The sequence below is a fragment of the Devosia geojensis genome, from assembly GCF_000969415.1.
In the GTDB taxonomy this organism is placed as follows: domain Bacteria; phylum Pseudomonadota; class Alphaproteobacteria; order Rhizobiales; family Devosiaceae; genus Devosia; species Devosia geojensis.
On the sequence record NZ_JZEX01000179.1, the window covers coordinates 1 to 26472 of the forward strand.

23 protein-coding genes are annotated in these 26472 nt (G+C 68.2%); 12 read left to right on the forward strand and 11 right to left on the reverse strand.

All coding sequences use genetic code 11. The features are described 5' to 3' along the window. Positions 1-278: hypothetical protein (locus VE25_RS23045; protein WP_046110341.1), on the forward strand; the 278-nt coding region annotated here is incomplete at its 5' end. On the opposite strand, the gene VE25_RS19485 is transcribed toward VE25_RS23045, so the two are convergent. Beyond that, on the reverse strand, positions 211-1428 hold the full coding sequence (locus tag VE25_RS19485) for a polysaccharide biosynthesis protein (RefSeq protein WP_152664684.1): 1218 nt from the start codon (positions 1426-1428) through the stop codon (positions 211-213). The two genes, VE25_RS23045 and VE25_RS19485, sit on opposite strands and share 68 nt — an antisense overlap. A gap of 193 nt (positions 1429-1621) precedes the next feature. Between VE25_RS19485 and VE25_RS22065 the strand changes: the two genes are divergently transcribed. Genes VE25_RS22065 through VE25_RS19500 form a run of 3 tightly spaced genes read left to right on the forward strand, consistent with a single transcriptional unit; the run spans position 1622 to position 4642 of the window. After that, positions 1622-2791: a glycosyltransferase gene (locus VE25_RS22065; RefSeq protein ID WP_052732095.1), complete on the forward strand. Its 1170-nt coding sequence runs from the start codon at positions 1622-1624 to the stop codon at positions 2789-2791. After that, positions 2784-3548: a polysaccharide deacetylase family protein gene (locus VE25_RS22070; RefSeq protein ID WP_052732096.1), complete on the forward strand. Its 765-nt coding sequence runs from the start codon at positions 2784-2786 to the stop codon at positions 3546-3548. Before VE25_RS22065 ends, VE25_RS22070 begins: the two co-directional genes overlap by 8 nt. After that, positions 3545-4642 carry a GNAT family protein gene (locus VE25_RS19500; protein ID WP_046110342.1) on the forward strand — a complete coding sequence of 366 codons (1098 nt, stop codon included), beginning with the start codon at positions 3545-3547 and terminating at the stop codon, positions 4640-4642. The genes VE25_RS22070 and VE25_RS19500 overlap by 4 nt, the downstream gene beginning before the upstream one ends. Positions 4643-4822: 180 nt before the next feature. On the opposite strand, the gene VE25_RS22075 is transcribed toward VE25_RS19500, so the two are convergent. Next, positions 4823-5551 (reverse strand): GGDEF domain-containing protein, encoded by a 729-nt coding sequence (locus tag VE25_RS22075; RefSeq protein WP_052732097.1) that lies wholly within the window; start codon positions 5549-5551, stop codon positions 4823-4825. Positions 5552-5662: 111 nt separating this feature from the next. Next, complete coding sequence (locus tag VE25_RS19510; protein WP_046110343.1) at positions 5663-6697, reverse strand: AraC family transcriptional regulator; 1035 nt, start codon at positions 6695-6697, stop codon at positions 5663-5665. Between the two features lie 290 nt (positions 6698-6987). Between VE25_RS19510 and VE25_RS19515 the strand changes: the two genes are divergently transcribed. From VE25_RS19515 to VE25_RS19535, 5 genes are read left to right on the forward strand one after another with little or no spacing between them, the layout of a single operon-like run. Beyond that, complete coding sequence (locus VE25_RS19515) at positions 6988-7842, forward strand: sugar phosphate isomerase/epimerase family protein (protein WP_046110344.1); 855 nt, start codon at positions 6988-6990, stop codon at positions 7840-7842. Continuing rightward, on the forward strand, positions 7839-9371 hold the full coding sequence (locus VE25_RS19520) for a sugar ABC transporter ATP-binding protein (RefSeq protein WP_046110345.1): 1533 nt from the start codon (positions 7839-7841) through the stop codon (positions 9369-9371). Before VE25_RS19515 ends, VE25_RS19520 begins: the two co-directional genes overlap by 4 nt. Then, entirely contained in the window at positions 9368-10351 is a 984-nt protein-coding gene (locus tag VE25_RS19525) for an ABC transporter permease (RefSeq protein WP_046110346.1), read from the forward strand. The genes VE25_RS19520 and VE25_RS19525 overlap by 4 nt, the downstream gene beginning before the upstream one ends. Beyond that, positions 10348-11337 carry an ABC transporter permease gene (locus VE25_RS19530; protein ID WP_046110347.1) on the forward strand — a complete coding sequence of 330 codons (990 nt, stop codon included), beginning with the start codon at positions 10348-10350 and terminating at the stop codon, positions 11335-11337. Before VE25_RS19525 ends, VE25_RS19530 begins: the two co-directional genes overlap by 4 nt. 58 nt (positions 11338-11395) lie before the next feature. Beyond that, entirely contained in the window at positions 11396-12523 is a 1128-nt protein-coding gene (locus tag VE25_RS19535; protein ID WP_046110348.1) for a substrate-binding domain-containing protein, read from the forward strand. A gap of 366 nt (positions 12524-12889) precedes the next feature. On the opposite strand, the gene VE25_RS19540 is transcribed toward VE25_RS19535, so the two are convergent. The 3 genes from VE25_RS19540 to VE25_RS19550 all read right to left on the reverse strand — a co-directional run bounded on the left by VE25_RS19540 (position 12890) and on the right by VE25_RS19550 (position 16874). Further along, entirely contained in the window at positions 12890-14206 is a 1317-nt protein-coding gene (locus VE25_RS19540; RefSeq protein WP_152664685.1) for an oligosaccharide flippase family protein, read from the reverse strand. A gap of 75 nt (positions 14207-14281) precedes the next feature. Then, entirely contained in the window at positions 14282-15460 is a 1179-nt protein-coding gene (locus tag VE25_RS19545) for a GNAT family N-acetyltransferase (protein ID WP_046110350.1), read from the reverse strand. Positions 15461-15551: 91 nt separating this feature from the next. Then, positions 15552-16874: a GumC family protein gene (locus VE25_RS19550; protein ID WP_046110351.1), complete on the reverse strand. Its 1323-nt coding sequence runs from the start codon at positions 16872-16874 to the stop codon at positions 15552-15554. A 199-nt stretch (positions 16875-17073) separates the two neighbouring features. Between VE25_RS19550 and VE25_RS19555 the strand changes: the two genes are divergently transcribed. The 3 genes from VE25_RS19555 to VE25_RS19565 are packed head-to-tail and all read left to right on the forward strand — an operon-like array spanning position 17074 to position 20310. After that, entirely contained in the window at positions 17074-18309 is a 1236-nt protein-coding gene (locus VE25_RS19555; RefSeq protein WP_046110352.1) for a glycosyltransferase family protein, read from the forward strand. Between the two features lies 1 nt (position 18310). Next, positions 18311-19909 carry an FAD-dependent oxidoreductase gene (locus VE25_RS19560; protein ID WP_046110353.1) on the forward strand — a complete coding sequence of 533 codons (1599 nt, stop codon included), beginning with the start codon at positions 18311-18313 and terminating at the stop codon, positions 19907-19909. Further along, entirely contained in the window at positions 19909-20310 is a 402-nt protein-coding gene (locus VE25_RS19565; RefSeq protein ID WP_046110354.1) for a hypothetical protein, read from the forward strand. The genes VE25_RS19560 and VE25_RS19565 overlap by 1 nt, the downstream gene beginning before the upstream one ends. A gap of 124 nt (positions 20311-20434) precedes the next feature. Here the strand turns inward: VE25_RS19565 and VE25_RS19570 are convergent, their stop codons facing one another. The 5 genes from VE25_RS19570 to VE25_RS19590 all read right to left on the reverse strand — a co-directional run bounded on the left by VE25_RS19570 (position 20435) and on the right by VE25_RS19590 (position 26467). Next, on the reverse strand, positions 20435-21718 hold the full coding sequence (locus VE25_RS19570; RefSeq protein WP_046110355.1) for an O-antigen ligase family protein: 1284 nt from the start codon (positions 21716-21718) through the stop codon (positions 20435-20437). 79 nt (positions 21719-21797) lie between these two features. Further along, positions 21798-22229: a GtrA family protein gene (locus tag VE25_RS19575; RefSeq protein ID WP_152664686.1), complete on the reverse strand. Its 432-nt coding sequence runs from the start codon at positions 22227-22229 to the stop codon at positions 21798-21800. Then, a complete protein-coding gene (locus tag VE25_RS19580; protein ID WP_046110356.1) occupies positions 22229-23713 on the reverse strand; it encodes a UbiA family prenyltransferase in 1485 nt (494 codons plus the stop codon). The genes VE25_RS19575 and VE25_RS19580 overlap by 1 nt, the downstream gene beginning before the upstream one ends. Positions 23714-23853: 140 nt before the next feature. After that, positions 23854-25020: an NAD(P)-binding domain-containing protein gene (locus tag VE25_RS19585; RefSeq protein ID WP_046110357.1), complete on the reverse strand. Its 1167-nt coding sequence runs from the start codon at positions 25018-25020 to the stop codon at positions 23854-23856. Between the two features lie 67 nt (positions 25021-25087). Then, positions 25088-26467, reverse strand: coding sequence for an FAD/NAD(P)-binding protein (locus VE25_RS19590; protein WP_046110358.1), 1380 nt, complete (start codon positions 26465-26467; stop codon positions 25088-25090). Between the last annotated feature and the right edge of the window lie 5 nt (positions 26468-26472).

The window sequence follows — 26472 nt, forward strand, 5'->3', positions numbered from 1 at the left end:
CGGCGCCGGCCGTCCCCGTTCTGCGCGAGGTGCTGGGCGACCTCGACCCGGAGCTGGTGCGGTTCCACGCACCCGAAGACGCCGGCGCGCTCGCCCATGAGGCCGCGGTGCTGACCGCCGCCCGTCCGGGCGATGCACGGCGCATGCGGCTGGCAACCGCCGCCCACCGCCGGCACGGCGTCGACGCGATGATCGACCGCTACATGGCGCTCATCGCGGCGTCACGCCCGGCTGCCGATGGATCGCGCGAACCAGTCGCCGAGGATCGCGCGGCATGAGGCGGCCGCCGGGATCGGCAAGGACGAAGACGAGGAGCCCCGCCGCCTGCCCGGCGGCGAAGGCGAGCGCCGCGCCGGCCGCGCCCCAGGGCGGCACGAGGAGCAGCCCGGAGAGCCCCGTGGCGGCGAGCATGGCGGCGGACGAAACGACGTCGGCCCAGGCGGTGCGGGAAAAGTAGATCACCTGCCCGAAATAGTAGGCGCGCAGCACCAGGCACACCGTGCCGGCAAGGAGGAGCGGCAGGACCTCGCGCGCGGCGTCACCATAGCCCGGAGCAAACAGCAGTGCGAACAGCGTGTCTCCCAAGGTCAGGAAGAAGGCCGCACCCAGCACGCACGCCAGCGACAGCACGACCAGCGCGCGTTCCAACGCCCGCCGCGTTCCGCCCGCATCGGCCCGGCCGTGAGCCGCCTTGGCGGCCGACACATAGGCGGCGGCCACCGCCTCGCCGACCAGCACGAAGCTCTGCTTGATGAAATCGGCAACCGCGCCATAGGCGGCGACCGGTTCGGGGCCATGGAAAAAGCCGATCAGCATGCGGTCGAGATTGAGGGCCAGCGCCGCCGCGCCCAGCGAGAGGACGAGCGGCCAGCCGTAGCGCGCGAGCCCGGCGATATCCGCGCGCCGCGGGCGGGGAAAGCCGTCGGCCCAGAGCGTTGCGCGCAGCCGCGCCGCCACCGGGAGGGCCGCCAGCACATGCGCCAGGGCGACCGCGCCGAGGAGCGCGGGCGCCGACTGGGTCAGCGCCAGCACCGGTGCGCCGAGCGCGAGAACCAGCGCCGCCCGCAACACGCTCGCCAGCCCCACAGCCGTAGCCAACAGCCGCGTGCGGCCGATCTCGACCATGGCGAAAAAGACGGAAAGGCCGATGACGAGACCTATGCACCCGGCGGCCATCGCGGCCGACAACAGCCCGGTCGCGGCCGCCAGCGCCAGTCCCGCTCCGGCGACCGCCACCAGTGCGCCGCCCGCCACCAGCGCGGCCGATGCCGCTCGCGCCGCGTCGGCCGGCGCATGACGGGCAAAGAACGCCTGCAGCAGCCACTGCACGGCGATCGCGTAGACCACGAACGCGCAGGCGAAGCCGATGAGATAGTCGCCGAACACGGCGGGAGCGGCGAGCCTGGTGAAGAGGACGAGGGCGAGCATGTTGCATGCTGCGGCGAATATCCGCGTCGCGAGGTAAATGCCCGCATGGCGATCAGAGATCGAAAACACAATACCCCTCACATATAAGTATTTCTGCGTACACGTTAATATTAATTCTTCTTCAACATTGCCGTTGATCCGATCATTATTGATAAATTCATTTCGTGCAAACAACTTGACGAGGATTAAGTAAATGCAGATGTTCAGTGCGGCGATGCACCGGCCGGACGTCTGCTTCCTGGTGCGGGCCATGGCGGGCGGCGGCGCGCAGCGCGATGCGGTGCTGCTCGCCAACGGCCTTGCCGCCATGGGCATCATCACCGCCATCGCCACGCTCGGCGCCAATGGACCGTTGGCGGAACTCGTCGACCGGAGGGTGCGCTTCATCGATCTCGGCGAAGGCAGGCGGCGGCGCATGGCGCTCGCGGCCGGGCCGATCGCGCGGTTCTTGCGGACCGGGCGGCCCCGTGTCCTCGTCGCGTCGGAAGCGTCCGGCAACGGGCTCGCCGTCCTTGTGAGCCGCCTCCTGCCGGCGGCCGAGCGCCCCCGGCTGGTGCTGCGCGAAGTCGCGAGCCCCCTCGCCGCGCGCCGGCACGATCCGCACTGGCAGAACCGGCTCGGCTACCGGCTCGCCCCGCTCCTCTACGCCAAGGCGGACCTCCTCGTGACGCTGAGCCAAGGGGCACGCGACGAGCTCGTCACGCACTTCGGACTGAGTCCCGCGCAGGTCGTCAATCTGGGCACCAATGCCGTGCTGACGGACATGGGCGCGAGGGCGCCGGACGGAACGCGCGAGGCGGGGCTCATCGTCAACGTCGCGCGGCTGTCGCGCGAGAAGGACCACGAAACGCTGCTCCTCGCCTTCGCCAGCCTCATCCGCACCCATCCGGCGCGGCTGGTGATCGTTGGCGACGGCCCCGAGCGGGCGCGGATCGAACAGACGATCGCCATGCTCGGCCTTGCCGGACATGTGACGCTCGCCGGCTTTCTCGCCGACCCGACGCCGCTCCTCGCCAGGGCGGCGCTCTTTGCCTCCGCCTCCCGTCACGAAGGCCTCGGCAATGCGCTGATCGAGGCCATGGCGCTGGGCGTGCCGGTGGTGGCGACGAATGCGCCACACGGGCCGCGCGAGGTCCTTGCGGGCGGGCGGCTCGGCGCCCTGGTGCCGGTCGGGGACGCCGAAGCGCTGGCCGACGCCATGGCCGGGGCGCTCGACGCTCCCCCGGCGCCCGAAGCATTGCGGGCCCGGGCATCGGACTTCACCGTCGCGCGGGCCGCAGCGCGTTTCGCGAACCTTCTGCGCGAGCGCAGCCTGCTGCCGGCGCCGCTGCCTCTTGCCGCGCCGGAGGCCGTCCATGGCTAATGCGTTTCAGGATATCGGCGCGGGCCTCTCGCGCCGGCTCGCGCGGAACCTGCCGTTCCGACCCGCACGCTGGCGGCTCGATGCGCCGGTCGTTGCCTTCACTTTCGATGACTTCCCCGCCTCCGCCGCCGACAACGCCGCGCCGATCCTCGAGGACGCCGGCATGCGGGGCACGTTCTACCTGGCGACCGGCCTCGTCGGCTCGGCCGAGAACGGCCAGCCCATCGCCGGCCTCGACCGGGTCGAGGCGCTCGCCGCCGCCGGCCACGAGATCGGCGCCCACACCCACGGGCATATCGACGTGCAGCGCGCGCCGGACAGCGCGCTCATTGCCGACGTCGAGATCAACGGCCTCCTCATCGCCGAGGCGGCAGGGGCGGCGCCGGCGTCCTTCGCCTACCCCTACGGCATCGTCTCGCTGCGCGCCAAGCAGACCCTGATGCACCGCTACGCGGGCCTGCGCGGCATCGCCGGGGGCATCAACCGGGGCGTCTTCGACCTTGCGCACCTGCGCGCCGAGGAACTCTATGACAGCACCAGCTCACCCGCCTCGATCGAGGCCCTGCTCGACGGGCTGGAGCGGCTCGGCGGTTGGCTGATCTTCTATACCCATGATGTGCGGCCGGAGCCGACGGGCATCGGCTGCTCGCCGGCGCATTTCGCACAGACCGTCGCCGCGGTGCGACGGCGCGGCATCCGCGTCGAGCCAGTCGCAACGACGCTGCGCCGGATCGGTGCGGCGGGAGCCGCGCCATGAGCGGTCGAGGCGGCGTGCGCAGCATGCGGCCCGAGGACGTGCCCGAGGTCGGGCGGCTCTTCAACCGCGTCTTCCGCGATCGCGACGCGCCGAGCAGCGCCGATTTCGACGCCTACTTCGCCGAGCTCTGCTTCGGCAGCCCGGCCTTCCGTCCCGAAGCCGGCAGCATCGTCCACCTGCGCGAGGACGGCGCCGTCGATGGCGCCATCGGGGTCGTCCCCATGCAGGTGCGCGCGGGCGAGGATCTGCTCACCGGCCGGCTGATGAGCATCTATATGACCGACCCCGATGCGCCGGGGCGCGGCGGAGCCGAACTGGTGCTGACCATCCGCCCGCGCCACCAGGATTTCTGCTTCTGCGACAGCGCCAACGCCGTCAGCGCCGACCACTACAAGGCCATCGGCGGCCTCGTGCTGCCGGTCCAGAGCCTTGCCTGGCACCGCACCTTCCGTCCTGTCCGGGCCGGCATCGAGCGGGTGGGGGGGCGTCTGCCGGCCTGGGCAAGACGGGCGGGCGGCGTTGCGGCCGGTACGGCGGATGCGGTGCTGCGGTCGATCAGGACGTCGCTGCGCCAGAAAGAAACGAACGGCGGCGTCGAGGCGGTCGATGTGGAGGCCTTCGCGCAGATCGCCCCCCTCTTCCTCGACCGCTTCGCCGTCGCGCCGGCCTGGTCGAAGGACGAGCTGGCCTGGCTGATCTCGATGGCCGCGCGCAACACGCTTCACGGTCCGCTGCAGCTCCATCTGGTGCGCGACGAATGGTGGAAGGTCGCCGGCGCCTTCGCCTGCCATGCGCAAAAGGGCGGGATTGCGCAGGTGCTGAACGTCCTTGCCCGCCCGAAGGGCGAGGAGATGGTGGTGACGACCATGCTCGCGCACCTCGATGCCGCCGGATGCGCAGGAGCGAGCGGCATGACGCAGCCCTTCCTCATGGACGCGCTCTGCCGCCAGCCGCACACGAGCTTCCGCCACCGCGGCTATGTGTGCCTCTCGACCCGCCACGGCCACATCCGCGACGCGGCGATGCGCGGCGACATCTATCTCGGCGGCCTGATGGGCGAGAGCTGGAGCCGGCTGATGGCGGATTTCCGGTGAAGCCTAAGCGCAGCGCCGGTGTGGGGTCGCGGTGCCGCAACATATGCCAGCTCTCGCGCCGGCATCGCTAACCCCTCATCCGCCCTTCGGGCACCTTCTCCCACAAGGGGAGAAGGGGAACCGTGCACATTCGATAGTTCTCCCAGGGGGTGACCGACCCGCCAATTCCGCTACTGATCCCTAGGCCTGGGCGAGGCTTGCGACCACGAACCGGCCGCGGCCGGCGCGCTTGGCGCGGCCGAGCATGGTGCGCGCGGTCCTGAGGTAGGGCTCGATGAGGCCGGGGCGGGTCATGGCGCCGCCGATGTTGACCGAGAGCGCGCCGATGGTGCGTTCCTCGTTGAGGTAGATGGTGTTCTCGACGCTCTCGCAGATGCGGCGGGCGACCTGCGCGCTCACACCGTCGGTCGCGCCCTTGAGGTAGACGCCGAACTGGTCGGCGCCGGTGCGCCCGACGAGATCGTCGCTGCGCACGGAGGTCCTGATGGTCTGGGCGATGAGCCTCAGCGCTTCGTCGCGGCTTGCGAGCTGCCGGTGGGGCCGGCGCACGGAGAATTGCGTGGCATCGATGAGGAGAAGCGCGCCGCCGCCCTGACGCAGCGTTGCCTCGAGGTGATCCATGAAGGCGGGGCTGGACAGAACGCCCGTGGCGGGGTCGAGCTCATCGGGAGCGGCCGCCGTTGCAGCGGGCGCACCGGAGCGCAGGGCAAACGGACCGCCGGCGGTCTCGCGCCGGTCGCGCATCAGAAGCACCAGGACCGCCGCGACGGTCGCGACGACCGCAAGCGCCAGAACCACCAGCACGAAGTAGGCGGGCGGCGCGCCCCCGAGCGCCAGATAGCCGACGATCCACAGCATCGCCCCGCAACAGAGCAGGGCGATGGCAACCAGAACAACACGGAGCGACATACCGGGCATGGAGGGTTCCACGGAATTGGCCACGGTATTTACTTACGCGCCACCCCTCAACACCGGGTATCGCCGGCCGATGCAATTTGATCGATTGCAATAGGCGCGCGTTTATACTGCCGCGCGCTGGTTGAGCCGTATCTCGCCCGGCGGATGGCCGAACCGCTTCTTGAAGCAGGTGGCGAAATACTGGCTGGAGGAGAAGCCGCACTCATAGGCGACGGTGGTGACCGGCAGGTAGGCATCGGCCTCGAGCATGCGCCGCGCCGCGTCGAGCCGCAGCATCTGCAGGTAGCGCACCGGCGTCATGTTGGTGATCGACAGGCAATGGCTCGAGAACTGGGTGCGCGACAGGTTGCACTCGGCGGCCATGTTCTCGAGCGTCCAGTCCTCCTCGAGGGCGTGCTGCAGGCGCTTCAAGAAAATCTCGACGGTGCGGCGCGAATGGGCCAGCGCCTTGTCGAGCGGCGGGTCCTGCGCCTCGATCTGCTCCATGAACTGCAAAAGCATCATGGAAATCAGGAGGCGCAGGCGCGTCTCGCCGCCGGCGATGTCGCCGGTCGCGACCACGTCGGCGATGTCGAGGAAGGTGCGGGCGACCTCGCGCGAGGCCTGGTACCAGGGCTGCTCGTTGCGCGAGAGGAGTTCGGTCAGCCGGTTCTGGTCATGTTCGGGCCAGGCGACCCAGTCGGGCCAGAGCCACTGCTCGTGCGGGCGGCGCACGCCCATGTCGAAGAGCACCCAGATGATCTGGCTCGCGCCCACATGCGGGTCGCCGAAGGCGTGGAGCTGCCAGGGGCGCACCACGAACATCTGGCCTTCCTGGATGGTGTAGCGCTTTCCGTCGAGCAGGAGGCTCATGGTGCCGCGCGCGAGGTAGGCGATCTTGACGCCCTCGTTGCAGTGCTCCTTGAGGCCCCAGTCCTGCGGGTGGGCCGCGTCCCAGCCGCCGACCGAGCAGACCTGCGGCAGCGCCTCGCCGAGGTCGCGCCCTGGATAGCCGCGGCGCGTCCAGGCGCTGAGCTTGACCTTGCCGGCGAGCGAAGCCTCAAGCAGGTCCTTGCAGTTGCCGGCATAGAGCAACGCGCCGGGTTCGCGGAACACGGTCGGGCGCGCCACCGCCCTCGCCTTCTCGGACTTGTCCATATCCCCTCCTCGTGTTCGAAATTTACCAGCTGGCTATTTCGAACGCTAAGCGGGCCGTGTTGTCGGATGATCGTTGTCGGCTGCCGCTGACCGGACCGTAAAGAGTTGCGGGCGGAAAAGTCAAACGATCATTGGGCTCAGGGAGGGTCGGAGCGAATCGGGGGAGCGGCGAACGGCCAAGATTCTGTCAGCCTTGCTGACGTTCAAAAAATGCCAAGCCGCAATCCAGGGTTCTCCCGACACCACTCATGCGAAGACGGCGGGCGGCCGATGGCCGCCGAGGGAGGACCATGCAGGTCGGCATCAATCTGCTGTGCCTTGCAGGCAAGATCACGCAGGAGCACCTGCCGCAGATCGCGCGGCTGAAGGCGCTCGGCTATGACGGCGTCGAGGTGCCGGTGCTGACCGGCGAGCCTGCCCATTATGCGTGGCTGGGCCGGGAGCTCGACGCGATGGGGCTGCGGCGCGCCACCACATCCGTCATCCCCTCGGTCGAGGCCAATCCCCTGAGCGCGGACCCCGAAATCCGCAGGCGCGGCATCGCCCATCTCGACTGGGCGATGGACTGCGCCCTGGCGCTCGGGGCCGAGAGCGTCGGCGGGCCGTTCCATGCGCCCATCGGGCACTTCACCGGCACGGGTCCGAGCGCGGACGAGATCCGCTACGGGGCCGAGGCGCACCATGCGATGGCCGAGCGGGCGCAGGCCAACGGCATCTATTTGAGCCTCGAGCACCTCAACCGCTTCGAGACCTATTTCCTCAACACCATGGAACAGGCGAGCGCCTATGTGGCCGCCGTCGACCATCCGGCATTCGCCATCATGTACGACACGTTCCACGCCAATATCGAGGAGCAGAAACAGGTCCGCGCCATCGAGACCATCGCCGGCCATATCGGCGTGCTGCATGTGTCGGAGAACGACCGCGGCATTCCGGGGCGCGGGCACATCGATTTTGCCGAGATCTTCTCGGCCGTCCGCAGGACCGGGTTCGACGGCTGGGTGACGGTCGAGGCATTCGGGGCGGGCCTGCCCGAGCTTGCCGCCGCGACGCGCGTCTGGCGGCCGCTCTTTCCCGATTTCGAGACGCTCTTTGCCGAATCCATCGCCTTCATCCGCAAGGGCTGGGCGGAGGCGGCGCCATGAACGAAACCGTGCCCGAGACCGTCCCTCCGCCCGTGATCGAGATGCAGGGCATCGGCAAGTCCTTCCCCGGCGTGCGCGCGCTCCATGACGTGAGCTTTGCCGCCAAGGCCGGCGAGGTGCACGCGCTCGTCGGCGAGAATGGGGCCGGCAAGTCGACGCTGATCAAGATCCTCTCGGGCGCCTACCGGCCCGATGCCGGCACGATCCTGCTCGCGGGCGCGCCGGTCAGCTTCCAGCACCCGGTCGAGGCGCTGCGCGCCGGTATCTCGGTCATCCACCAGGAGTTCTCGCTGCTGCCCGAGCGTACTGTCGCGCAGAACCTCTTTCTCGGGCGCGAACCGGTCAAGCGCGGGCTTATCGACTACACCGCCATGCGCGCCGAGACGCGGCGGGTGCTCGATCTTTTCGGCGCGGGCGGGCGGATCGATCCCGACATGCTGGTGACCGAGCTCGATGTGGCCAGCCAGCAGATGGTCGAGATCGCCAAAGCCATCTCGCTCGAGGCGCGCGTCGTCGTCATGGACGAGCCGACCGCCGCGCTCAACGAAGCCGAGTGCGAGGTGCTGTTCGGCATCGTCGGGAAGCTGCGCGATCGCGGCACCGCCGTCATCTACATCACCCACCGCATGCGCGAGGTGACGCGGCTGGCCGACCGGGTGACGGTGCTGAAGGACGGCGAGGTCGCCACCCGCTTCGACACCCGTCCCGCCCCCGATGTCATCGTGCGCGCCATGGTCGGGCGCGACATCGCCGATTTCTACGCGCCGCGCGCCACGCGCGAGGAGATCGGCGACGTGGTGCTCTCCATCCGCGGCGGCGGCAACGCGGCGCTGCGCGGGATCGACCTCGACCTCCGGGCCGGCGAGATCCTCGGCTTTGCCGGCATCCAGGGGGCCGGGCGCGTGGCGCTCGCCATGGCCCTCATCGGACACCGGCCCTTCACCGCCGGCAAGGTCTACCTCAGCGGCGCCGAAGTCGCCTTCGCCCATCCGCGCGAGGCGATCCGCGCCGGCATCGGGCTCGTCCCCGGCGACCGCAAGGCCGAGGGGCTGACGCCGATGCAGAGCGTGCGCGACAACGGCATGCTGACCGCGCGCGCCTTTGCCGGTCTCGCCGCCACCCACAAGGCCAACCACCACACGGACCTTGCCGGCATGGACCGGCTGCTCGACAGCCTCGAGGTCAGGGCCGCCTCCTACGACCAGTCGATCGGTAGCCTTTCGGGCGGCAACCAGCAGAAGGCGATCGTCGCGCGCTGGCTGGCCCTGAAGCCCAAGGTCATGATCTTCGTCGAGCCGACCCGCGGCATCGACGTCAACGCCAAGGCCGGCATCTACCACCTGATGCGCGAGCTCGCCCGCGAGGGCACGGCGATCCTGATGATCTCGTCGGACCTGCCCGAAGTCATCGGGGCGGCCGACCGTATCCTCGTTATGCGCGCCGGCGCGATCGTTTCCGAATTCGGCCCCGGCCCGACGGAGGCGCAAATCATGCTGGCAGCGACCGGGGAAACGGAGGCGGCGGCATGACGGACGCAGCCCTGCCCCGGCCCCGCGCGGGCTTGCGCTTCGAGCGCTGGGCGCCGGCCCTGCTGCTGGTCGTCGCGCTGCTGCTATACGTCCTCATCGCCGTCGGCACCGGGCAATCGCGGTACCTGACTTGGGACAATCTCATTTCCGTCCTCGGCCGCTCGATCGCGCTCGGACTCACCGCCATCGGGCAGACCTTCGCCATCCTCGTTGCGTCCATCGACCTTTCGGTGGCAAGCCTCATCTCGGCGACCGCCGTCCTCGCCTCGGTGGTGATGAACGGCGATCCGGCGATGATCCTGCCGGCGAGCATCGCCGTCCTCGCGCTCGGCGCCATCGTCGGGCTCGTCAACGGCGTGCTGGTGGCAAAGCTCGAGATCAACCCGCTGATCGCGACCCTCGGCATGAGCCTCGTCATCCAGGGGTGCCTGTCGGCGTTCGTCTCGAACTTTGCCGGCTCGGTGCCGGTCGAATTCCAGTACTTCGCCTACGGCACGCTTTTCGGCCTGCCGTTCAGCCTGATCTTCATGATCCTGCTCGCGCTCGCCGCCTGGTTCATCCTGCGCCTCACCCGCTTCGGATCGGACGTCTATTCGGTGGGCGGCAACCGCGAGGCGGCGCGGCTGGCCGGCATCAAGACCGCGCGCGTCGTCATCGGGGCGCACCTCATCTGTTCGCTCTGCGCGGCCATCGCCGGGCTCTACCTCGCCAGTCGCCTCCGCTCGGGGGCGCCGTGGATCGGGGCGGACGGCGTCTACGACCTCGAATCCATCGCCGTCGTCGTCATCGGCGGCACGGTGCTGGCCGGCGGGCGCGGCGGCATCTGGGGCACGATGGCCGGGGTGATGATCTTCTCGCTCATCGACTCGATCTTCAACATCGCCGGCGTCGACGCCTTCGCCAAGCAGGTGCTGCGCGGCATCATCATCGTTGCCGCCGTCGCCTTCTATGCGGTGCGCTCGCGGAGGCTCGTCGCATGAGCGAGAACGCCCTGCCCCACGAACCCGCCCGTCCGCGCCGCGCGCTGCCGCAGATCAACCCGGTCTATTTCGTGCTGGCGGCGCTGATCGTTGCGATCATCGTGCAGAACCCGGCCTTCGTCGAGCCGACCGGCTACATGAACTTTTTGAAGCGCGCCGCCCCGCTCGCGATCCTCGCGGCCGGCCAGCTCTATGTCATCGTCTCGGGCGGGTTCGACCTCTCGGTCGGCTCGCTCATCACGCTGGTCGTCGTCGGCTCCTCGATGCTGACCAACAACGATCCCAACGCCACCTGGTGGGTGATCGCGGTGATGTTCGGCATCGGGCTCGGCGTCGGGCTCATCAACGGGCTCGTCGTCTGCTACCTCAAGGTGCCCTCGCTCATCGCGACGCTCGGCATGATGATCACCCTCAACGGCCTTGCCTTAATGTGGTCGGGCGGGGCGCCGCGCGGGTACCTGCCCGACAGCTTCCGGTTCTTCGGCCGCTTCAACTTCACCGACCTGCCGGTCATCCGCATCCTGCCGGTCGCCATCATCGTCCTCGTGGTCGCCGGGTTCGTGCTCTACTGGTTCATGCACCGCACCAATTTCGGCCGTCTGCTCCACGCCATCGGCGACAATCCGCGCGCCGCCCGGCTCGCCGGAGTGCCGGTCAACCGGGTGCGCATCTCCGCCTTCGTCGTCTCCTCGCTCTCGGCGGTCGTCGCCGGAATCCTGCTCGGCGGGTTCGCCGGCGTCTCGACCGATGTCGGGCTCGGCTACGAGCTGCAGGCGATCACCGCGACGGTCCTCGGCGGGGCGCAGCTTCTGGGTGGGCGCGGCTCCGTGCCGGCGGCGATCGCGGGCGCGCTGACGCTGATGGCGATCTTCACGCTTCTCAACTTCCTCGGCCTGCCGCAGCCGGTGCGGCAGGTGGTGCAGGGATTGATCCTCATTCTCGCCGTGGCGGCGACGGTCTACCGCCAGCGGCGGGCCGGGCGCTAGCCCGACGAATGCACCCGAACGGGCGCGACGATGCAAACCAACGGGAGGAGATTTGCAAATGAAGAGACTGGTGGCACTAGCAGCGGCGGCCGGACTGGCGCTGACCGCGGGCGCCTTCGCCCAGGCACCCAATTTCGATGATCCGGAGGAGTTCGCCAAGCAGCGCGAGCAGCTGACGGCGACGCCGATGGGGCCGGAAGGCATGCCTTGGGAGCAATACCTGATCGACACCATGGCCGACACCTCGGCCCACGCCAAGGAGGGGCCCTATACGGTCTGCTTCTCGAACGCGGGCGTCAACAATCCCTGGCGCGTGGTGGGCTACACCAACATGACCGAGGAAGTGGCGCTGCACGAGGAGATCGGCGAGTTCATCCATGTCGATGCCGAGGGCTCGGACGACAAGCAGATCGCCGACATCGACGATCTGCTCGCGGGCGGCAATTGCGACATCCTCATCGTCTCGCCCAATACCACCGCGGCGCTGACCCCGGCGGTCGAGAAGGCCTGCGCGCAGCTGCCGGTCATCGTCTTCGACCGCGGCGTCAACACCGACTGTCCGGTGACCTTCATCCATCCGGTCGGCGGCTACGGCTTCGGCATCCAGGGCGCCGAGTTCATTGCCGAGAACGTCGAGCCGGGCGCCAACGTGCTGATGCTGCGCATCCTGCCGGGCGTCGACGTGCTCGAGACCCGCTATTCGGCGGGCCGGCGCATCCTCGAGGAGGCCGGGCTCAACATCGTCGGGGCCGAGTTCACCGACGGCGACAACGCCAAGACCAAGTCGATCGTCGAGGACTACCTCGCCCGCGGCACGATCGATGCGGTGTGGATGGATGCCGGCGCAACGGCCGTCGCGGCGGTCGAAGCCTTCGAGGACGGCGGCTACGACATTCCGGTGTTCGTCGGCGAAGACCAGCAGGATTTCCTGCGCAAGTGGCAGGACCTCGGCATGACCGCCATCGCCCCGACCTACCCGACCTACCAGTGGCGGACCCCGATCATCGCGGCGGTGCGGATCCTCCAGGGTGAAGAGGTGCCCGGCCCCGAGTGGGTGCTGCCGCAGCCGGCGGTGACGCAGGAGAACCTCGAGGCCATGGTCAACCCGGCCATGCCCCCGCTGCACTACGCCATGTGCGGCTGCGAGGAGATGCCGAACTATCCGCAGGCCTGGGGCGGGCAGTAAGCGGAGGTCTCGTGCGTGTGTCCCTCTCCCCTCAGGGGAGAGGGATGGCGTCCCCTATACGGCGGAAAGTCTGGGGAGGGTCTGCGATCTTTCCCCGCGCCTTCCGGCTGCTCGTACTTACCTTCGCACCCGCCGCCGCCATCGCGGTGTCATCCCGGCGAAAGCCGGGACCCAGTAAACGATGCGGTTGGAGCTTTGCGGCGGATGTCGTTAGCTACCAAGTGAAGACATCGAGCGAAATCCGTCCAGTCAGCGTGTACTGGGTCCCGGCTTTCGCCGGGATGACAGCCGGTGGGTGCGGCACGATGATGCCACGAGCATGATGGGCCTCGCTCCCCTCTGAGGAAGGGAGTCGAGTTGGCGGGCTCATCCCCGCGGCTTTTTCATGCTCGGCAGGCCGAGCGAGACGGCGCTGATGCCGGTGGTGCGCCGCACCACGAAGGCCAGCGCCACGCTGCGCCCGGCGAGCGCCAGCGCCGTGCCGATGGCGGCGCCAAAGAGGCCGAAGGCTAGAACGAAGGCGACGGTCAGCGCGACGTTGAGCGCCAGCACGCCGAGGCCGATGAAGATGCTCTCGCGCTGCCGGCCGGCAACGACCAGCAGTTCGCCCGCCTGCCCGCTCGCGGCGCGCGCGATGTGGCCGAGAGCGAGGATCGCCATCACCGGATAGGCGGCGACGAACTCCGGACCAAAGGCGCGCAGCAGGATCGGCCCGGCGGCGAGGGTGACGACGACGGCGACGACCGTCAGCCAGAAGGTGAGGCGCGAGGCCTCGCGCACGGACCGCTGCAAACGGCTCTTATCCGCATCGGCCATGTCGAGGGCGAAGCGCCGGCCGGAGACGAGATACATGGCGTAGTAGACGAAGTTGGTCAGCGCCAATGCGCGGGCGGCGGCGAAATAGAGGCCGACGTCCTCGCCCGGCAGCATGAGGCTCAAGATCAGCACGTCGCAATAGGCGAGGAGGTCCTCGAGGCCGGAGACGAGCAGCAGCGGCAGCGAGGCGCGCAGCCACAGGTTGCCCGTGGCGGACGTGGGCTTCTGCTCGGCGCTCGCCCCACGCATCCGCAGTGCGAGGACGATGGCGAGCCCGCACGAGACCAGCGCCATGGACCCGACGACGGCGGCGCCGACGACCGGCAGCGTCAGCGGCACGCCGGAGAAGTGGATCGCAAGACAGATGGCGCCGATCAGGAGCGGGCGCACGATATAGACCGGCACCGTCGTCAGCCGGAACCAGCCGAAGCTGCGCGCCACGCCCTCGAGGTAGTATTCGACGGCAAGGAACGGCAGGCCGATGGCGACGTAGAGGACGATGAGGCCGGGTTCGGTGCGCGTGCCGAGGACGAAAGCGAGGATCAGCGCAAGAACGGCAAGCGCCAGCGAGCCCAGCACCACGGCGCGCAACCCATAGCGCCAGTAGGCGCGCACCTGCGCCTCGCGCCCGCGCGCCCGGTAGCGCGGCAGGAAGCGGACGCTCGATTCGGCAAAGCCGAGGGCCGCGAAGCTGCCGATGGCGAGGAGCCAGGTCCAGAGGGTGACGAACCCGCCATAGCCCTCGAGCGGCATCAGGCGGGCAAGCAGCACCTGCAGGCCGAAGACGAGGCCGGCGCTGAGGACGCGGATGGCGAACGCTATGGCCGCGTCGAGCATGACGGTACGGGCAGCTCTTGACAGAAACACGGGCCGACAGGCTCCTCTCCCCCTTGAGGGGAAGGAGGCGATAGGGCCGCCAATGCTGTTAAGATCTGAACCACTCTAGAAACAAAGGATCAGGCAGCCGACGCCCTGCCCGAAGATCATCAGCTTGCGCATGCGCTCGGACACCGCCGCATAGGCCGCCTTGGCCGCCGGCAGCATCGGCAGCCAGGCGCTGATGTAGAGCCGGCCCTTCCAGCTCATCGGCGCGGCGAAGCCGAGGAGCCGGATGGCCGTGTTGCTCCAGCTCTTCTTGTAGTCGGCCGGATTGGCCAGGAGGTCGTAGCCGACGACGCCGTTGTCGATCAGCCAGCAGACGGTCATCTCCATCTGCACCTTGCCGGGGGACATCTCGCGCAGCTCCCAGTCGAAGCCGCCGATATAGGCGTAGTAGGCGCGCTTGTGGATGAAGCCCAATTCGACCGCGACCACCCGCTCGCCGGCGCGCAGCACGGAGAGGCACGCGCCTTCGAGCCGTTCCTTATCGCCGGAAAGGTGGCCGAGGAAATCCTCATAGCCCTTCATGGCAAAGCCGGTGCTGTAGCGCCCGGTTTCCTTGAGCCAGCGGCGCTTCATGCGTGTGCCCTCGGCCACCAGCGCGGCGAAATCGGGATGGTCCGGCCAGATCACCTCGAAGGAGAGCTCGCCCAGCCGCGCCAGGTGGTTGCGGCGCCGGTTGCGGTTGCGCTTCTGCAGCTTGCCGAGGCCCTGCACATAGGCCTCGGACGAACCGAATTCCGAGAGGTCGAGGATCGAGGATTCGTTGTCGTAGTCGGCGATGCGCGGCACGACATCCAGCGCCGGCACGAGCGGCGAGCTTTCCGGCACCGGGCGGAAGAGCGCGACGTCGCACCCGTTCGTTGCCAGCGAGCTGGCAAGGAGCGTGCGCACGGTATCGGCCTCGCCGTGCTCGGGGTGGCAGATGGCGTTGCAGTATTGGGAATGCGGATCGCCTAGCGCCACGATCTTGCGGATGCCCCAGCGGCCGGTCAGCATCAGCGGCCAGACGGCGACGAGGGTATCGCCGCGCCAGGCGGTCTGGATGACCGGCTGGTGCTCCCCGCCGTTCGCGGCGAAATGCGCCACCCAGTTGCGGCACCAGGAATAGGTCTGGAAATAGGAAAGGGAATCGGCGGAGGCGGCCTCGAGGGCGCGCCAGTCGGCGGCGATGGCCTCGATATCATCGAGGCTGCGGACCGTCCTGACGGTCAGGTCGCGCTCCTGCATGATCGTCGTCATCGCCCATCCCCCGGCGCGCACGGCTGCCGCGCCGTCCGGCTGCAAGTGTTAGCCTCTAACAATGAACAACCCATTGCCGGCATTGTGCGCCTCAGGCGGCCGTGCGCCGGCGCGCGACGGCAAGCCCGGTCACCACCATCCAGACAAGGATCACGCCGGCCGCGACGATGGCGACGGCGGCCAGCACCAGCCCGGTGCGCGGCGAGATCGGCCCGGAGGCCGGCATGGCGTGGGTCACGACGCGCATGTCCGGCAGCGCCGCGCCCGTCGCGACCAGCGATCGCGCCGCGTCGAGCCGCAGGAGGTAGTCGTCGAGAAGGCTCCGGCTCGCCGCCGCCTCGCGCTGCAGCGCGGCAAGATCGACGGCATCGACGATACCGCGCGATGCCGATTGCTGGAGCGCGGCGAGGTCGTCGCGCAGCCTGCCGGCGAGCTCCGCCTCCGCCGCTGCCTCGCTCGCCAGGTCCTCGGCGATGCGCCGGCCTTGCGAAACGATCTGGCGCTCGATCTCGCCGATGCGGGCGCGCAGCGCATTGAGCTGCGGATGACCGGCCAGGAGCGTTGCCGCGTCACGCGCCAGCTGCACCTGCAGGTCCGAGCGCTGGCGCAGGAGCCCGTCGATGGTCGGAGCCTGCGCGAGCTCGGCAAGCGCGTCGACGGGAGCCCCGCTGCCGATCATGCGGGTGAGGACGTCGGCGCGCACGGAAAGGGCGATGCGCCGGCCCTCGGCCGCGGCGATCCGCTCGGCAAGGCTCGTCATCTGCTCCTCGACGAGGCTGCCGTCCGGCGTCCCGCCCAGCATGTCGCGCTCGATCCGGTAGTCGGCGACGGCGGCCTCGGCGGCACGCACGCGCGCGGTCAGGTCCGGCACCACGCCGTCGAGCCATTCGATGGCGCGGCGGGCATCCTCGACCATGAACTGCGAGCGCCGTGCGATGGCCGCCTCGCCCACGCTGTTGGCGATCTCCATGGCGAGATCGCGATCGCGCGAACGGGCCCTGATGTAGAAGACCGCGGTGCGGCGGTCGGTATCGACGACCACCCGGTCGGTGAGCGTCGCCAGCGCCGCCTCGAACGCGGCCTGCCCTGTCCTGCCGCCGTTGAACTCGGGGACATCTGCGAGACCCAGCTCCGAGACGACCATGGCGAAGGTATCCGGCGAACGGGCGAGCTCGACGCGGCTGGCAACCTGCGGACCGGTCACCTCGCCGATAGGCTCGCCGGGCCAGAGGTAAGTGTTGGGGCGCGGCTCGACGAGCATGGTGACAAAGGACTCGTAGTGGCGCGGCACGCGCGAGACGACGAGATAGGCGATGGCGAGCGTCAGCGCGAGGACGAGCCCGATCCAGAGCCAGCGCGACAGGAGCGCGCGCAGCAACTGGTAGAGATCGATCTCGGCGTCGTATCGGGACAAAGCGGCGGCCTCTTTCCGGCGTACCAGGAAGCTATCCGAAACTTCTGCCCGCACGGTTAACCGATGGAGCGGTTTTCTATAGCTTTTGCCGCCCTCACGGTTGTCGAAACGTCAACGCAAACCGGCCATTTGTTGCGCCGTCTGGACGGATTATTCATATTTACGCGCCACCCTGCGCCGCACAATTCAGGGGGCCGGCATGCACATTCGGCGCATCGCGATTTCCATTGTTCTTCTCGGCCTCGCCCTCGCCGTCCTCGCGGCGCTGGCGCTCGCGGTCATGCGCGAGACGCCGGGCACCAACACCTATGCCCAGCTCGCCGCCTCCTGGCTGCAAGGCCGGCTCGACACCGCCGGCCCCTGCTTCGACAACGATTGTGCGCTGTTCGAGGGGCGCACCTACATCATCTTCCCGCCGATGCCGGCGGTGATCGCCCTGCCGTTCGTTGCGCTCTTCGGCATCGACTTCCAGTTCTTCGTGCCCCTGAGCCTCGTCGCCTTTGCGCTTACGGGCCTCATCTGGTGGCGGATCGGCGAGCGCGAGACCGGCAACGAACGAGACCTGACGGCACTAATGACGCTGCTCGTGCTCTTCGCAACGCCCCTCGCCTTCGTCACCCTGCGCGGCGACCATGTGTGGTTCTTTGCCCAGAGCTGGGGCGTGCTGTTCTCGTCGGCGGCGATCTATTTCGCGTTGAAGCGCAACGTACTGGCGGCGGGGCTCTTCATCGGCATGGCGTTCCTCTGCCGGCAGATGACCATCCTCTACCTACCGTTCCTCTACGTGCTGCTGCTCGACCGGGAGACGCCGCTCTTTCGCATCGACATGGCGGCCATCAAGCGCGGGTTCTCGCTCGCGGCGGTGCCGATCCTCGCCGTGCTGATCTACTTCGCCTACAACTATGCGCGGTTCGGCTCGATCGGCGAGACCGGCTACAGCTTCATCTTCCCGGCCGAGTTCGACGCCGCGACCACGTCGGCCGGCGACTTCCTGCAGTACCGCGTGCGGGAGCTCGGCATCTTCGCGCCGGACTATTTCCTCTTCAATTTCATCTACATGTTCATCGCCGGCCCGCATGTGGAGTTCGCCGGACGCTATATGACGCAGATGTCCGGCTTCGACATCAACGGGGCCTCGCTCTTCCTCGTCACGCCCGTGCTGCTGCTTGCGCTGCTGGCGCCCTGGAACCGGGCGTTCTGGTTCGGGCTCGGCACCTGCGCGGTGATCCTCGGATTGACCCTCCTCTACCATTCCAACGGCTTTTCCCAGTACAGCGCGCAGCGCTACGCGCTCGACTGGCTGCCGGTGCTGCTGGTGCTGCTGCTGCGCGGGATCAAGCGCGAGCATGTGCCGGTGCTTTCTATCCTCATCGCCTATTCCATGATGGTCACCCTCGCCATGATCGTCTTCGGCGGCATCCTCGGGAACGCCTGACATGCTGGCGGATCTCGAAACCCTGGAAGACAACACGACGCTGCGCGCGCCCGTCTGCATCGTCGGCGCGGGAGCCGCCGGCATCACCATGGCGCTCGAATTCGCCCGGGCCGGCGTCGAGGCGATCCTCCTCGAGGGCGGCGGACTCGAATTTACCGACGAGTCACAGGCGATCTACGAGGGCGAGGTGACGGGCCAGGGGCACACCGACATCGCCTTCTCACGGCTGCGCCAGTTCGGCGGCACCACCGGGCACTGGACGGGGCTCTGCGCGCCGCTTGCGCCCATCGACTTCGAGAAGCGCGAGGGCGTGCCGCACAGCGGCTGGCCGATCACGCGCGCCGACCTCGACCCGTTCTACGAGCGCGCCCAGCCCTATCTGCAGCTCGGCCCTTACGCCTATGCGCCGGCCGACTGGGACGGGCTCCTTACCGGCGCGCCATGGGCGCTCGATTCCGCCGTGGTCGAGCCGGCGGTCTACCAGAGCAGCCCGCCGACGCGGTTCGCCGAGACGTACCTTCAGGCCATCACCGACGCGCCGACGATCCGCTGCCTCTACCACGCCAACCTCAAGAACCTGGAATTGAGCGATGGCGGAGCGGTGACGCGGGCGCAGGTCGTCGGCTATTCGGGCAAGACGGTCTTCATCGAAGCCGAAAGGTTCGTGCTTGCCTGCGGCGGCATCGAGAACGCGCGGCTGCTCCTCAACTTCGACAGCCAGCGCGCGGGCGGCATCGGCAACGAGAACGACCTCGTCGGGCGCTATTTCATGGACCACATGAACTGCACCCTGAGCGAGCTGGCGCCGGCCGACCGCCAAGGCGACATCGCCTACTACCTGACGCACCAGACCGACACCGTGCCCGTCCATATCGGCCTGAAGCTGACCGAGGACCTGATGCGGCGCGAGGGGCTGCTCGACAATACGGTGTTCCTCGACCCCGTGTGGGAAAGCGAGAGTCACAACGACGACTTCCGCGACCATGCGTGGCTCGCGTTCTCGGCCATAGCGCGGGCCTTCTCGCGCGGCCAAGTGCCCGACCAGTTCTGGGCGCGCACCTGCACCATCGCCGAAGCGCCCGGCGCTGTCGTCACCGGTGTCTACCGGAACATCCGGCGACGTTTCGAGCCGGCGGGGACCGTCACCACCATCCGCTTCCGCCAGGATGCCGAGCAGGCGCCGAACCCCGACAGCCGCGTGACGCTCAACGGCGAGCTCGATCCGCTCGGCATGCGCCGGGCGACGCTCGACTGGCAGCTGACCAAGGCGGACCTGCTGTCGTTGCGGCGCACGCACGAACTCATCGGGCAGGCGGTGGGCGCTGCCGGCATCGGGCGCGTGCGGCTGGGGATCGACATTCCGCCTTTGTTCGACGCGATCTATACCGGCTACCATCATATCGGCACCACGCGCATGCATGACGATCCGCGCCAGGGCGTCGTCGATGCCGATTGCCGGGTGCACAGCGTCCAGAACCTCTACATGGCCGGCAGCTCGGTCTTCACCACCGGCGGCACGGCCAACCCGACGCTCACCATCGTCGCGCTGGCGATCCGGCTTGCCGATCACCTGGCCGGCGAAATCTCGGGAGCCGCATGATGGCCAAGTTCATCAACCGCCGTAATGTGCTGTTCGGCGCCGTGGGCGTGATGTCGGTGCTGGCGACGCGCGACTTCTTCCTGCTCTATTGCCGGAACGTCTCGCGCAACACGCCGGACTTCTTCGCCAGCCTCGGCGACGAGAGCGTCTTCGGTGCCGCCAGGGCGGTGGGGCGGCAGGTCAAGCGCCTGCACCCGGATTTCGGCACGGAGACGATGCTCGCGCGCTTTTATGGCGAGCGGCCGCTGCTGCTAGAGGCGGCCGAGGAGACCTGCCTCGACACGAGGAAGGCGATGCTGCAGAGCCAGTGCGGCGAGGATTTCTCCAACGGCCGCTGCCTCGTGGTCGACGGCTGGGTGATCTCGGAGACGGAAGCGCAGCTCTGCGCGGCGGTGGCGTAGTTCCGTTGTCGCCACCGGGTCATTCCCGCGAAAGCGGGAACCTCTGTTTGCAACGCGGGCAAAGAAACGGAGGTCCCCGCTTTCGCGGGGATGACCCTGTGGGATTTGCTGCATGGTGGGCTTGCTAAGCCACCTTCCGCTCCAGCACGCCCATCCTTCCCTTCGGATCGGCGTTGACCGTCAGGCCCCAGACGAGGCCGACGACGAGGAAGTAGTGCCGCCAGTGGTCGGTGTCGATGAGGCCGGACTGGAGCGCGAGCGGGATATAGACGGCTATGACCGGGATGAGGAGCGCGCGCTTGCCGGCATCGCGCAGGCCTGCGATGCCGCGCCAGAGGGTCGCCAGCACCAGGATGTAATAGGCGATGCCGCCGCCCCAGCCATAGGCCTGCAGCACCGTGACATAGGTGTTGTGCGGCTGCTCGCTGATCAGAAGGTTCTCGAACTCGGTGGGCCCCAGGCCCCAAGGATGGGTGAGGGCGAGCTCGAAGGCGTAGCCCTGCCGTCCGAAGCGGCCGGTCTCGCCGGTATCGTAGTCCTGCGCGGCGCTGGCGCGCTGCTCGAAGAGGGCGCCGACCTCGGGAATGCTGAGAAGCCCAGCGAGGGCGACGAGGATGACCATCAGCCCGGCGAGGGCGAGGATCATCATGCGAACCTTGTCGCGCGCATGCGCCTCGAGGAAGAAGCAGAGCGCGAAGACGATGACGGCGGACGCGGCGAAGTGCCCCCAGGCGGCACGCGAGAAGCTGACGAAGACGCCGATCGCCAGGACAAGGAAGGCGGCGGCCGCAAAGAGCAGCGCGTGCCTGTGGCCGAAGAACACGTCGCGCAGGAGGAACATCGCCGGCAGGATGAGGAAGGGCCCGTAGACGTTCGGATCCTTGAACATGCCCTTGGCGCGGTCGAAGCGCAGGAAAAACTCGGCATTGGGGATGAGGCCGAGATAGGCGAGCGTGCCGAGGCCCGCCGAGACCAGCGCGATGGCCACATAGGCGCGGCGGATGACAGCCATGCGCCGGTGCGGCGCCTCGCCCACATAGTTGGCGAGGAAGCACGAGGTGAGGAAAAGGAAGACCGTGACGGCGGAGAACTGGAACGCCTGGGACAGGCCCGTGTAGCGCACCTGGAACGCGCCGACCATGGCAAAGCCGGTGAAGACGATCGTCAGGGCGAGGAGCGGAACCGTGGAGCTGTAGATGCTCATGCCCGCCGCGAGCGCCAGCAGCAGCACGAAGATGAAGGCGAACTCGTAGATCGACGGCTCGAAGAGGATGATGCCGCCGCCGAAGATCCAGACGGCGACGACGATATCGAGGAGCGAGGCGGTCTGCGCGCGCACGAACGCGCGGCCGAGCCGGCCGGCATCTTTTGCGGACGACGGTGCGAAGGCGCCTGCTGTTCCTGCCATCTTCAGGTGTCCCGGATCGGCGGGCAGAATAGGAAGGGCGGCGTGAAGGAAGTGCTAAGCGCCTTCCGTCCGCCCAGCATCAGGCCGGCTTGCCGTTCTTCAAACGGAAGGTCAGCGTCTTGTGGCCGATGAAATTGACCACCGAACCAACGCCGATGGCGAGCCCGTGGGCCAGGCCTTCCCTGACGAAGGCCGGCCAGGCGAGCCCCGCCTGCGCTTCGATGAGCGCGTGGGTCAGGCCCAGCACCACCAGCGCGCCGACGAGATTGACGGCCAGGAAGATGAGGCTCTGCTCGACGATCGGGCGGGTCGAGCCCGGAAAGACGTATCTGCGGTAGAGGGTGAAGCCGACCGTCATGCCGATGACGTAGGCCAAGACGATGGCGAGGCTCATCGGCAGCACGGCCGAGAGCGGGAAGCGCACCAGCCAGTTGACCGCCGCGGCGAACCCGCCGAGCGCGAGGAACCGCACGATCTGATTGTCGGCGAGGGCCTTGAGGCGCGCGCGCATCAGAGCAGCCAGCCCGAGAGGAACGCCACGCCCATCAGCCCGCCGAGGCCGATGCTGATGCGGTCGCGGATGGCGAAGGCGACGGGATCGTCGTTGAGCTCCTGCCGGTGGCAGAGCAGCCAGATGCGCGACACCCACATGAAGAGCGCGGCCGGGAACACCCAGAGGAAGAGCGGCTGGCCGTAGAACTCGGCGCTGTAGACGTCGTTCATGATGTAGAGCACCATGATGGTGATGGCGGCCATGGAGGTGGCAACGCCCATCGCAACCACCAGCGCCGCATCGGTGCCGAGATACCCTCGCCCGCTGACCGAGGTGCGGCCATTGGCGACACTCTTCTGGATCTCCGTCTGCCGCTTGGCAAAGGAGAGCGAGGTGAAGAGGAACATCGAGAAGACCAGCAGCCAGGGCGACGGGATGGCCCCGACCGCGGTGATGCCGATGCCGAGGCGCAGCGTAAAGAGCGCGGCAAGGGTGAACGCGTCGACGATCGGCTGGCGCTTCAGGTAGAACGAATAGGCGAGGGTCGTCGCCATGTAGACCACGAGCAGGGCAAGCGAAGGCAGGCCGAGAGTCGCGGCTGCGAGGAGGCTGGCGCCGACGAGGCCGGCGGCGGCCGGCACGCCGTGCTTGATGCGCAGCGCCCCGGAGGCGAGGGGGCGGTTGCGCTTGGTCCAATGCACGCGGTCGTCGGCGAGATCGAAGAGGTCGTTGAGCAGGTACGTTCCCGAGGCCATCAGCGACATGGCGAAGAAAGCGACGAGCGCCTGCATGACCGCCAGCGGCTCGTCGGCCATGCCGGAAAGGATGAGCGGCACGAAGACGAGGGCGTTCTTGGCCCACTGGTGGACGCGCAGCGCCCTTGCCCAACCCTTGAGGCCGAGGGCGGGGCGGATGAATTCGGCCTCGACGGGCTTACCAAGGGCCTTAGCCTTGCGCGCGGTCGCGGGAGCGGCGCCAGCGAGCACGATCGTCTCAGCCTGCGACCAGACCTGAAGGTCGGAGCGGCTGTCGCCGGCATAGGCGAAGCCGTCGGGGAAGCGTTCGGTCAACGCCTTCGCCTTGCGGGCGCCCTTCATGTTCTCGACGCCATCGCTCGCAACGACGAAATCGACGAATTCGAAGCGGCGGGCGAGGCGCAGCGTCAGCAGTTCGTCGGCGGCGGTGGCGAGCCCCACCTGCCGACCCCTGGCATGCTCCTGACGCGCATATCCGACGAGCTCCTGGTTGACGGGCAGGTTGTCGACGTCGAGCGGCACGCTCTCGCTGAGCTTGCGCTTCAGCGTCGCCTTGCCCTTCAAAAGCCAGAGGACGAGGTTGAAGACGCGCAGCGGATTGGCCTTGACGTAGGCCACGGCCGTCTCATGCAGCATATCGGTGCGCAGGAGCGCATCATCGACGTCGAGGACCAGCGGCGGCTTGCGGGTCGCCCCTGCTTCATCCACGCGGCTGCGGTCGACCTGAGGCAGGGACAACGAACTCATCTGCGAGCCACCCAATACTGATATGGAGCGCTCTTCTAGCGGAAAACCGGAGGTCGCAACAGTGCTCGACGCAGATAATGGTCAATAAGTAAAATTATATCTAAAATATAAATGGTAGTTAATACAGTATTTCTTCTTCCTTACGCATTTACATCGGCAACCGAGCCAGCCGTGGCTACCTGCCCGGCGGGTTCCAGGTCGAGATAAGCCATCAGCTCGGCGGCGGCCGCGGAGCCGGCACGGTTGGCGCCGATGGTCGAGGCCGAGGGGCCGTAGCCGACGAGGTGGATGCGCGGATCGCGCGCGACCTGCGTTGCGAGCCGCCCGGCCATGGTTATGCCGCCGCCCGCTTCGCGCAGCATCAGGGGCGCCAGGTGATCGAGCGAGCTGCGAAAGCCCGTGCACCAGAGGATGACGTCGGCGCGAATATGGGTGCCGTCTTCCCAGCGCACGCCGTCCTCGACGATCTCGGCGAACATGGGCAGGCGGTTCAGCACGCCGCGGGCGCGCATCGCCTCTATGGCAGGCGTGACCGGAAGGCCGGTGACGGAAACGACGGATGTGGGTGGCAGGCCGGCGCGCACGCGCGCCTCGACCATGGCGACGGCGTTGCGGCCGGCGTCCTCGTCGAAGGGGCCGTCGCGGAACTGCGGCTCGCGCCGGGTGACCCAGGTGGTGGTCGTCACGCCCGAGATCTCGTTGAGGAGCTGGATAGCCGAGATGCCGCCGCCGACGATGAGGACGTGCTGGCCGACGAACTCGTCGGCGGTGTTGTAATCACGGGTGTGGAGCTGGCGGCCCTTGAAGCGATCCTTACCCGGATAGTCGGGAATGTAGGGCGTCTCCCAGGTACCGGTGGCGTTGATGAGCCCGCGGGTGGAAAAAAGGCCGCGATCGGTCTCGACGCGCAAGCGCCCGTCGCGCTCGCAGACGACCTTGACCTCGACCGGACGGTAGACCGGCAGGCCGAATTCCTTTTCGTAGGCGGCGAAATACTGCGGCACGGCAACCGAAGCCTTGACCGTCTCGGCCGTGGTGCCGATGGCGTCGGTGAACTTCATGCCGGGCAGGTCATGGATGCGGTTGACGGTGCTGAGCGTCAGCGAGGGCCAACGATGCTGCCAGGCGCCGCCGGGCTCGGGATTGCGGTCGAGAACGATGAAGCCCTTGCCGGGCGCGAGGCCCCGGCGTTTCAAGTGATAGGCGCTGGAAAGCCCCGCCTGCCCTGCGCCGATGACCAGGATTTCCGTCTTGACGGCGACGCGGGGCGCCGGGGCGGCTTGCGGCGGGGCGAGGACTTCGCTCATGACGATCTCCGGCGGCAGAACGCCGCCGGAGCGAATGTGGGGCCCTCTCCCGCCCGGCGCAAGCCGGTCAGGACGAGGGAAACCGCCGCGCCTGCGCGACCTGCCCGCCGGTCAGCCGTTCGGCGAGCCGGGCGCATTGCAGGCGAATGTCGGGGATGGCCTCGATCTCGAAGAAGCGGCCGCGCGTCAGGGGACCGGCGACGAGAAGGCGCCGCGAAGGCTGTCCGGCCGCATCGATGACGAAATTGTCCTCGGTGACGTCGAGCCCGATATGGAGGGGATCGGGACGGCCGCGACCGGTCGCGACGAGATCGCGGATGAGAGGATTAGAGCTCGCTTCGACATCGACGCTCACCCCGCCGCAGTCGTAGACGCGGGCGACCTCGATGGTCTCCTCGTCCCTGGCCCCGCGCCGCCGGATGGTGGCGTCGACCATGTCGCCATGCTGCGCGATACCGAGGAACTCGCCGGCGATGAGGGTCGCCTGGCCCTGGTCCACAGCCTCGATCATGCGCCGGTGCAGGTCCGGCGGAAGGCGATGGCGATGGATATTCCACCAGGGGCGCAGATGCAGCAAGAACTGGCGGCGCGAATGCTCCGACCAGCTCTGCCAGATGCGCTGGTTGAAGGGACGCAAGCCATCGACGACGCTGCGCCAGTCGCCGCCGGTCTCCTCGGTTTCGTCGGCAAGATCGCGGAACCAGCGCATGAAGTACTGCACATTGGTGCCGAAGGGCACGTCGGCCGCATCGATCTCGATGGGCGGAACGTCCCTGTGCGCTTGCGGCAGCAGGCCGTTGCGGGAGACGACGAGGATCGGCCCCTTGTGATTGGCCTCGGCGAGCGAGAGCCAGGCATCGACCATGCTGAGACCCGAGCCGAGGATCATCACCCTGGCGTAGGGATCGAGCGGGGTGTCGCGAGCAGAACCGACGCGCACGGCGATGCCGCGGCCGCGCGCGGGCTGCGTCTCGTGGCCGACGGCGAGAACGGCATGGTGGCTGAGGACGCTGGTGCCGTTGGCAAGGCGCGTTTCGATGCCGGCCGCCGTCTCGCGCACGGCAATCGCCTCCTCGGAGAGGACGACCAGGCGTCCGGGGCGGGCCCGGTCGGCCTCACGCAGCACATCGGCGAGATAGGTCCCGTAGGTGCTGCGCGCGACGAACGACCAGGGATCGTTACCCTCGGCGTAGCCGTGGGCCTTGAGCCAGCGCAGGAAATGCTCGGAATCGTCGGCAAAGGCGCTCATGCCGCGCGAGGGCACGTTGACCTTGTGGTCGCGCTGAACGGCCGAATAGGCCAGCCCCCGGCCGAACGAGCCTTCGCGCTCGATGAGCGTGACGCGGATGTCCGCTTCCTCATTGCGCAACAGGTGGGCGGCGAGGAGCACGCCGGTCGCACCGCCGCCGACGATGGCGACCGAGTGTCGCTGGTTGGGAGCGCTCATGGCAC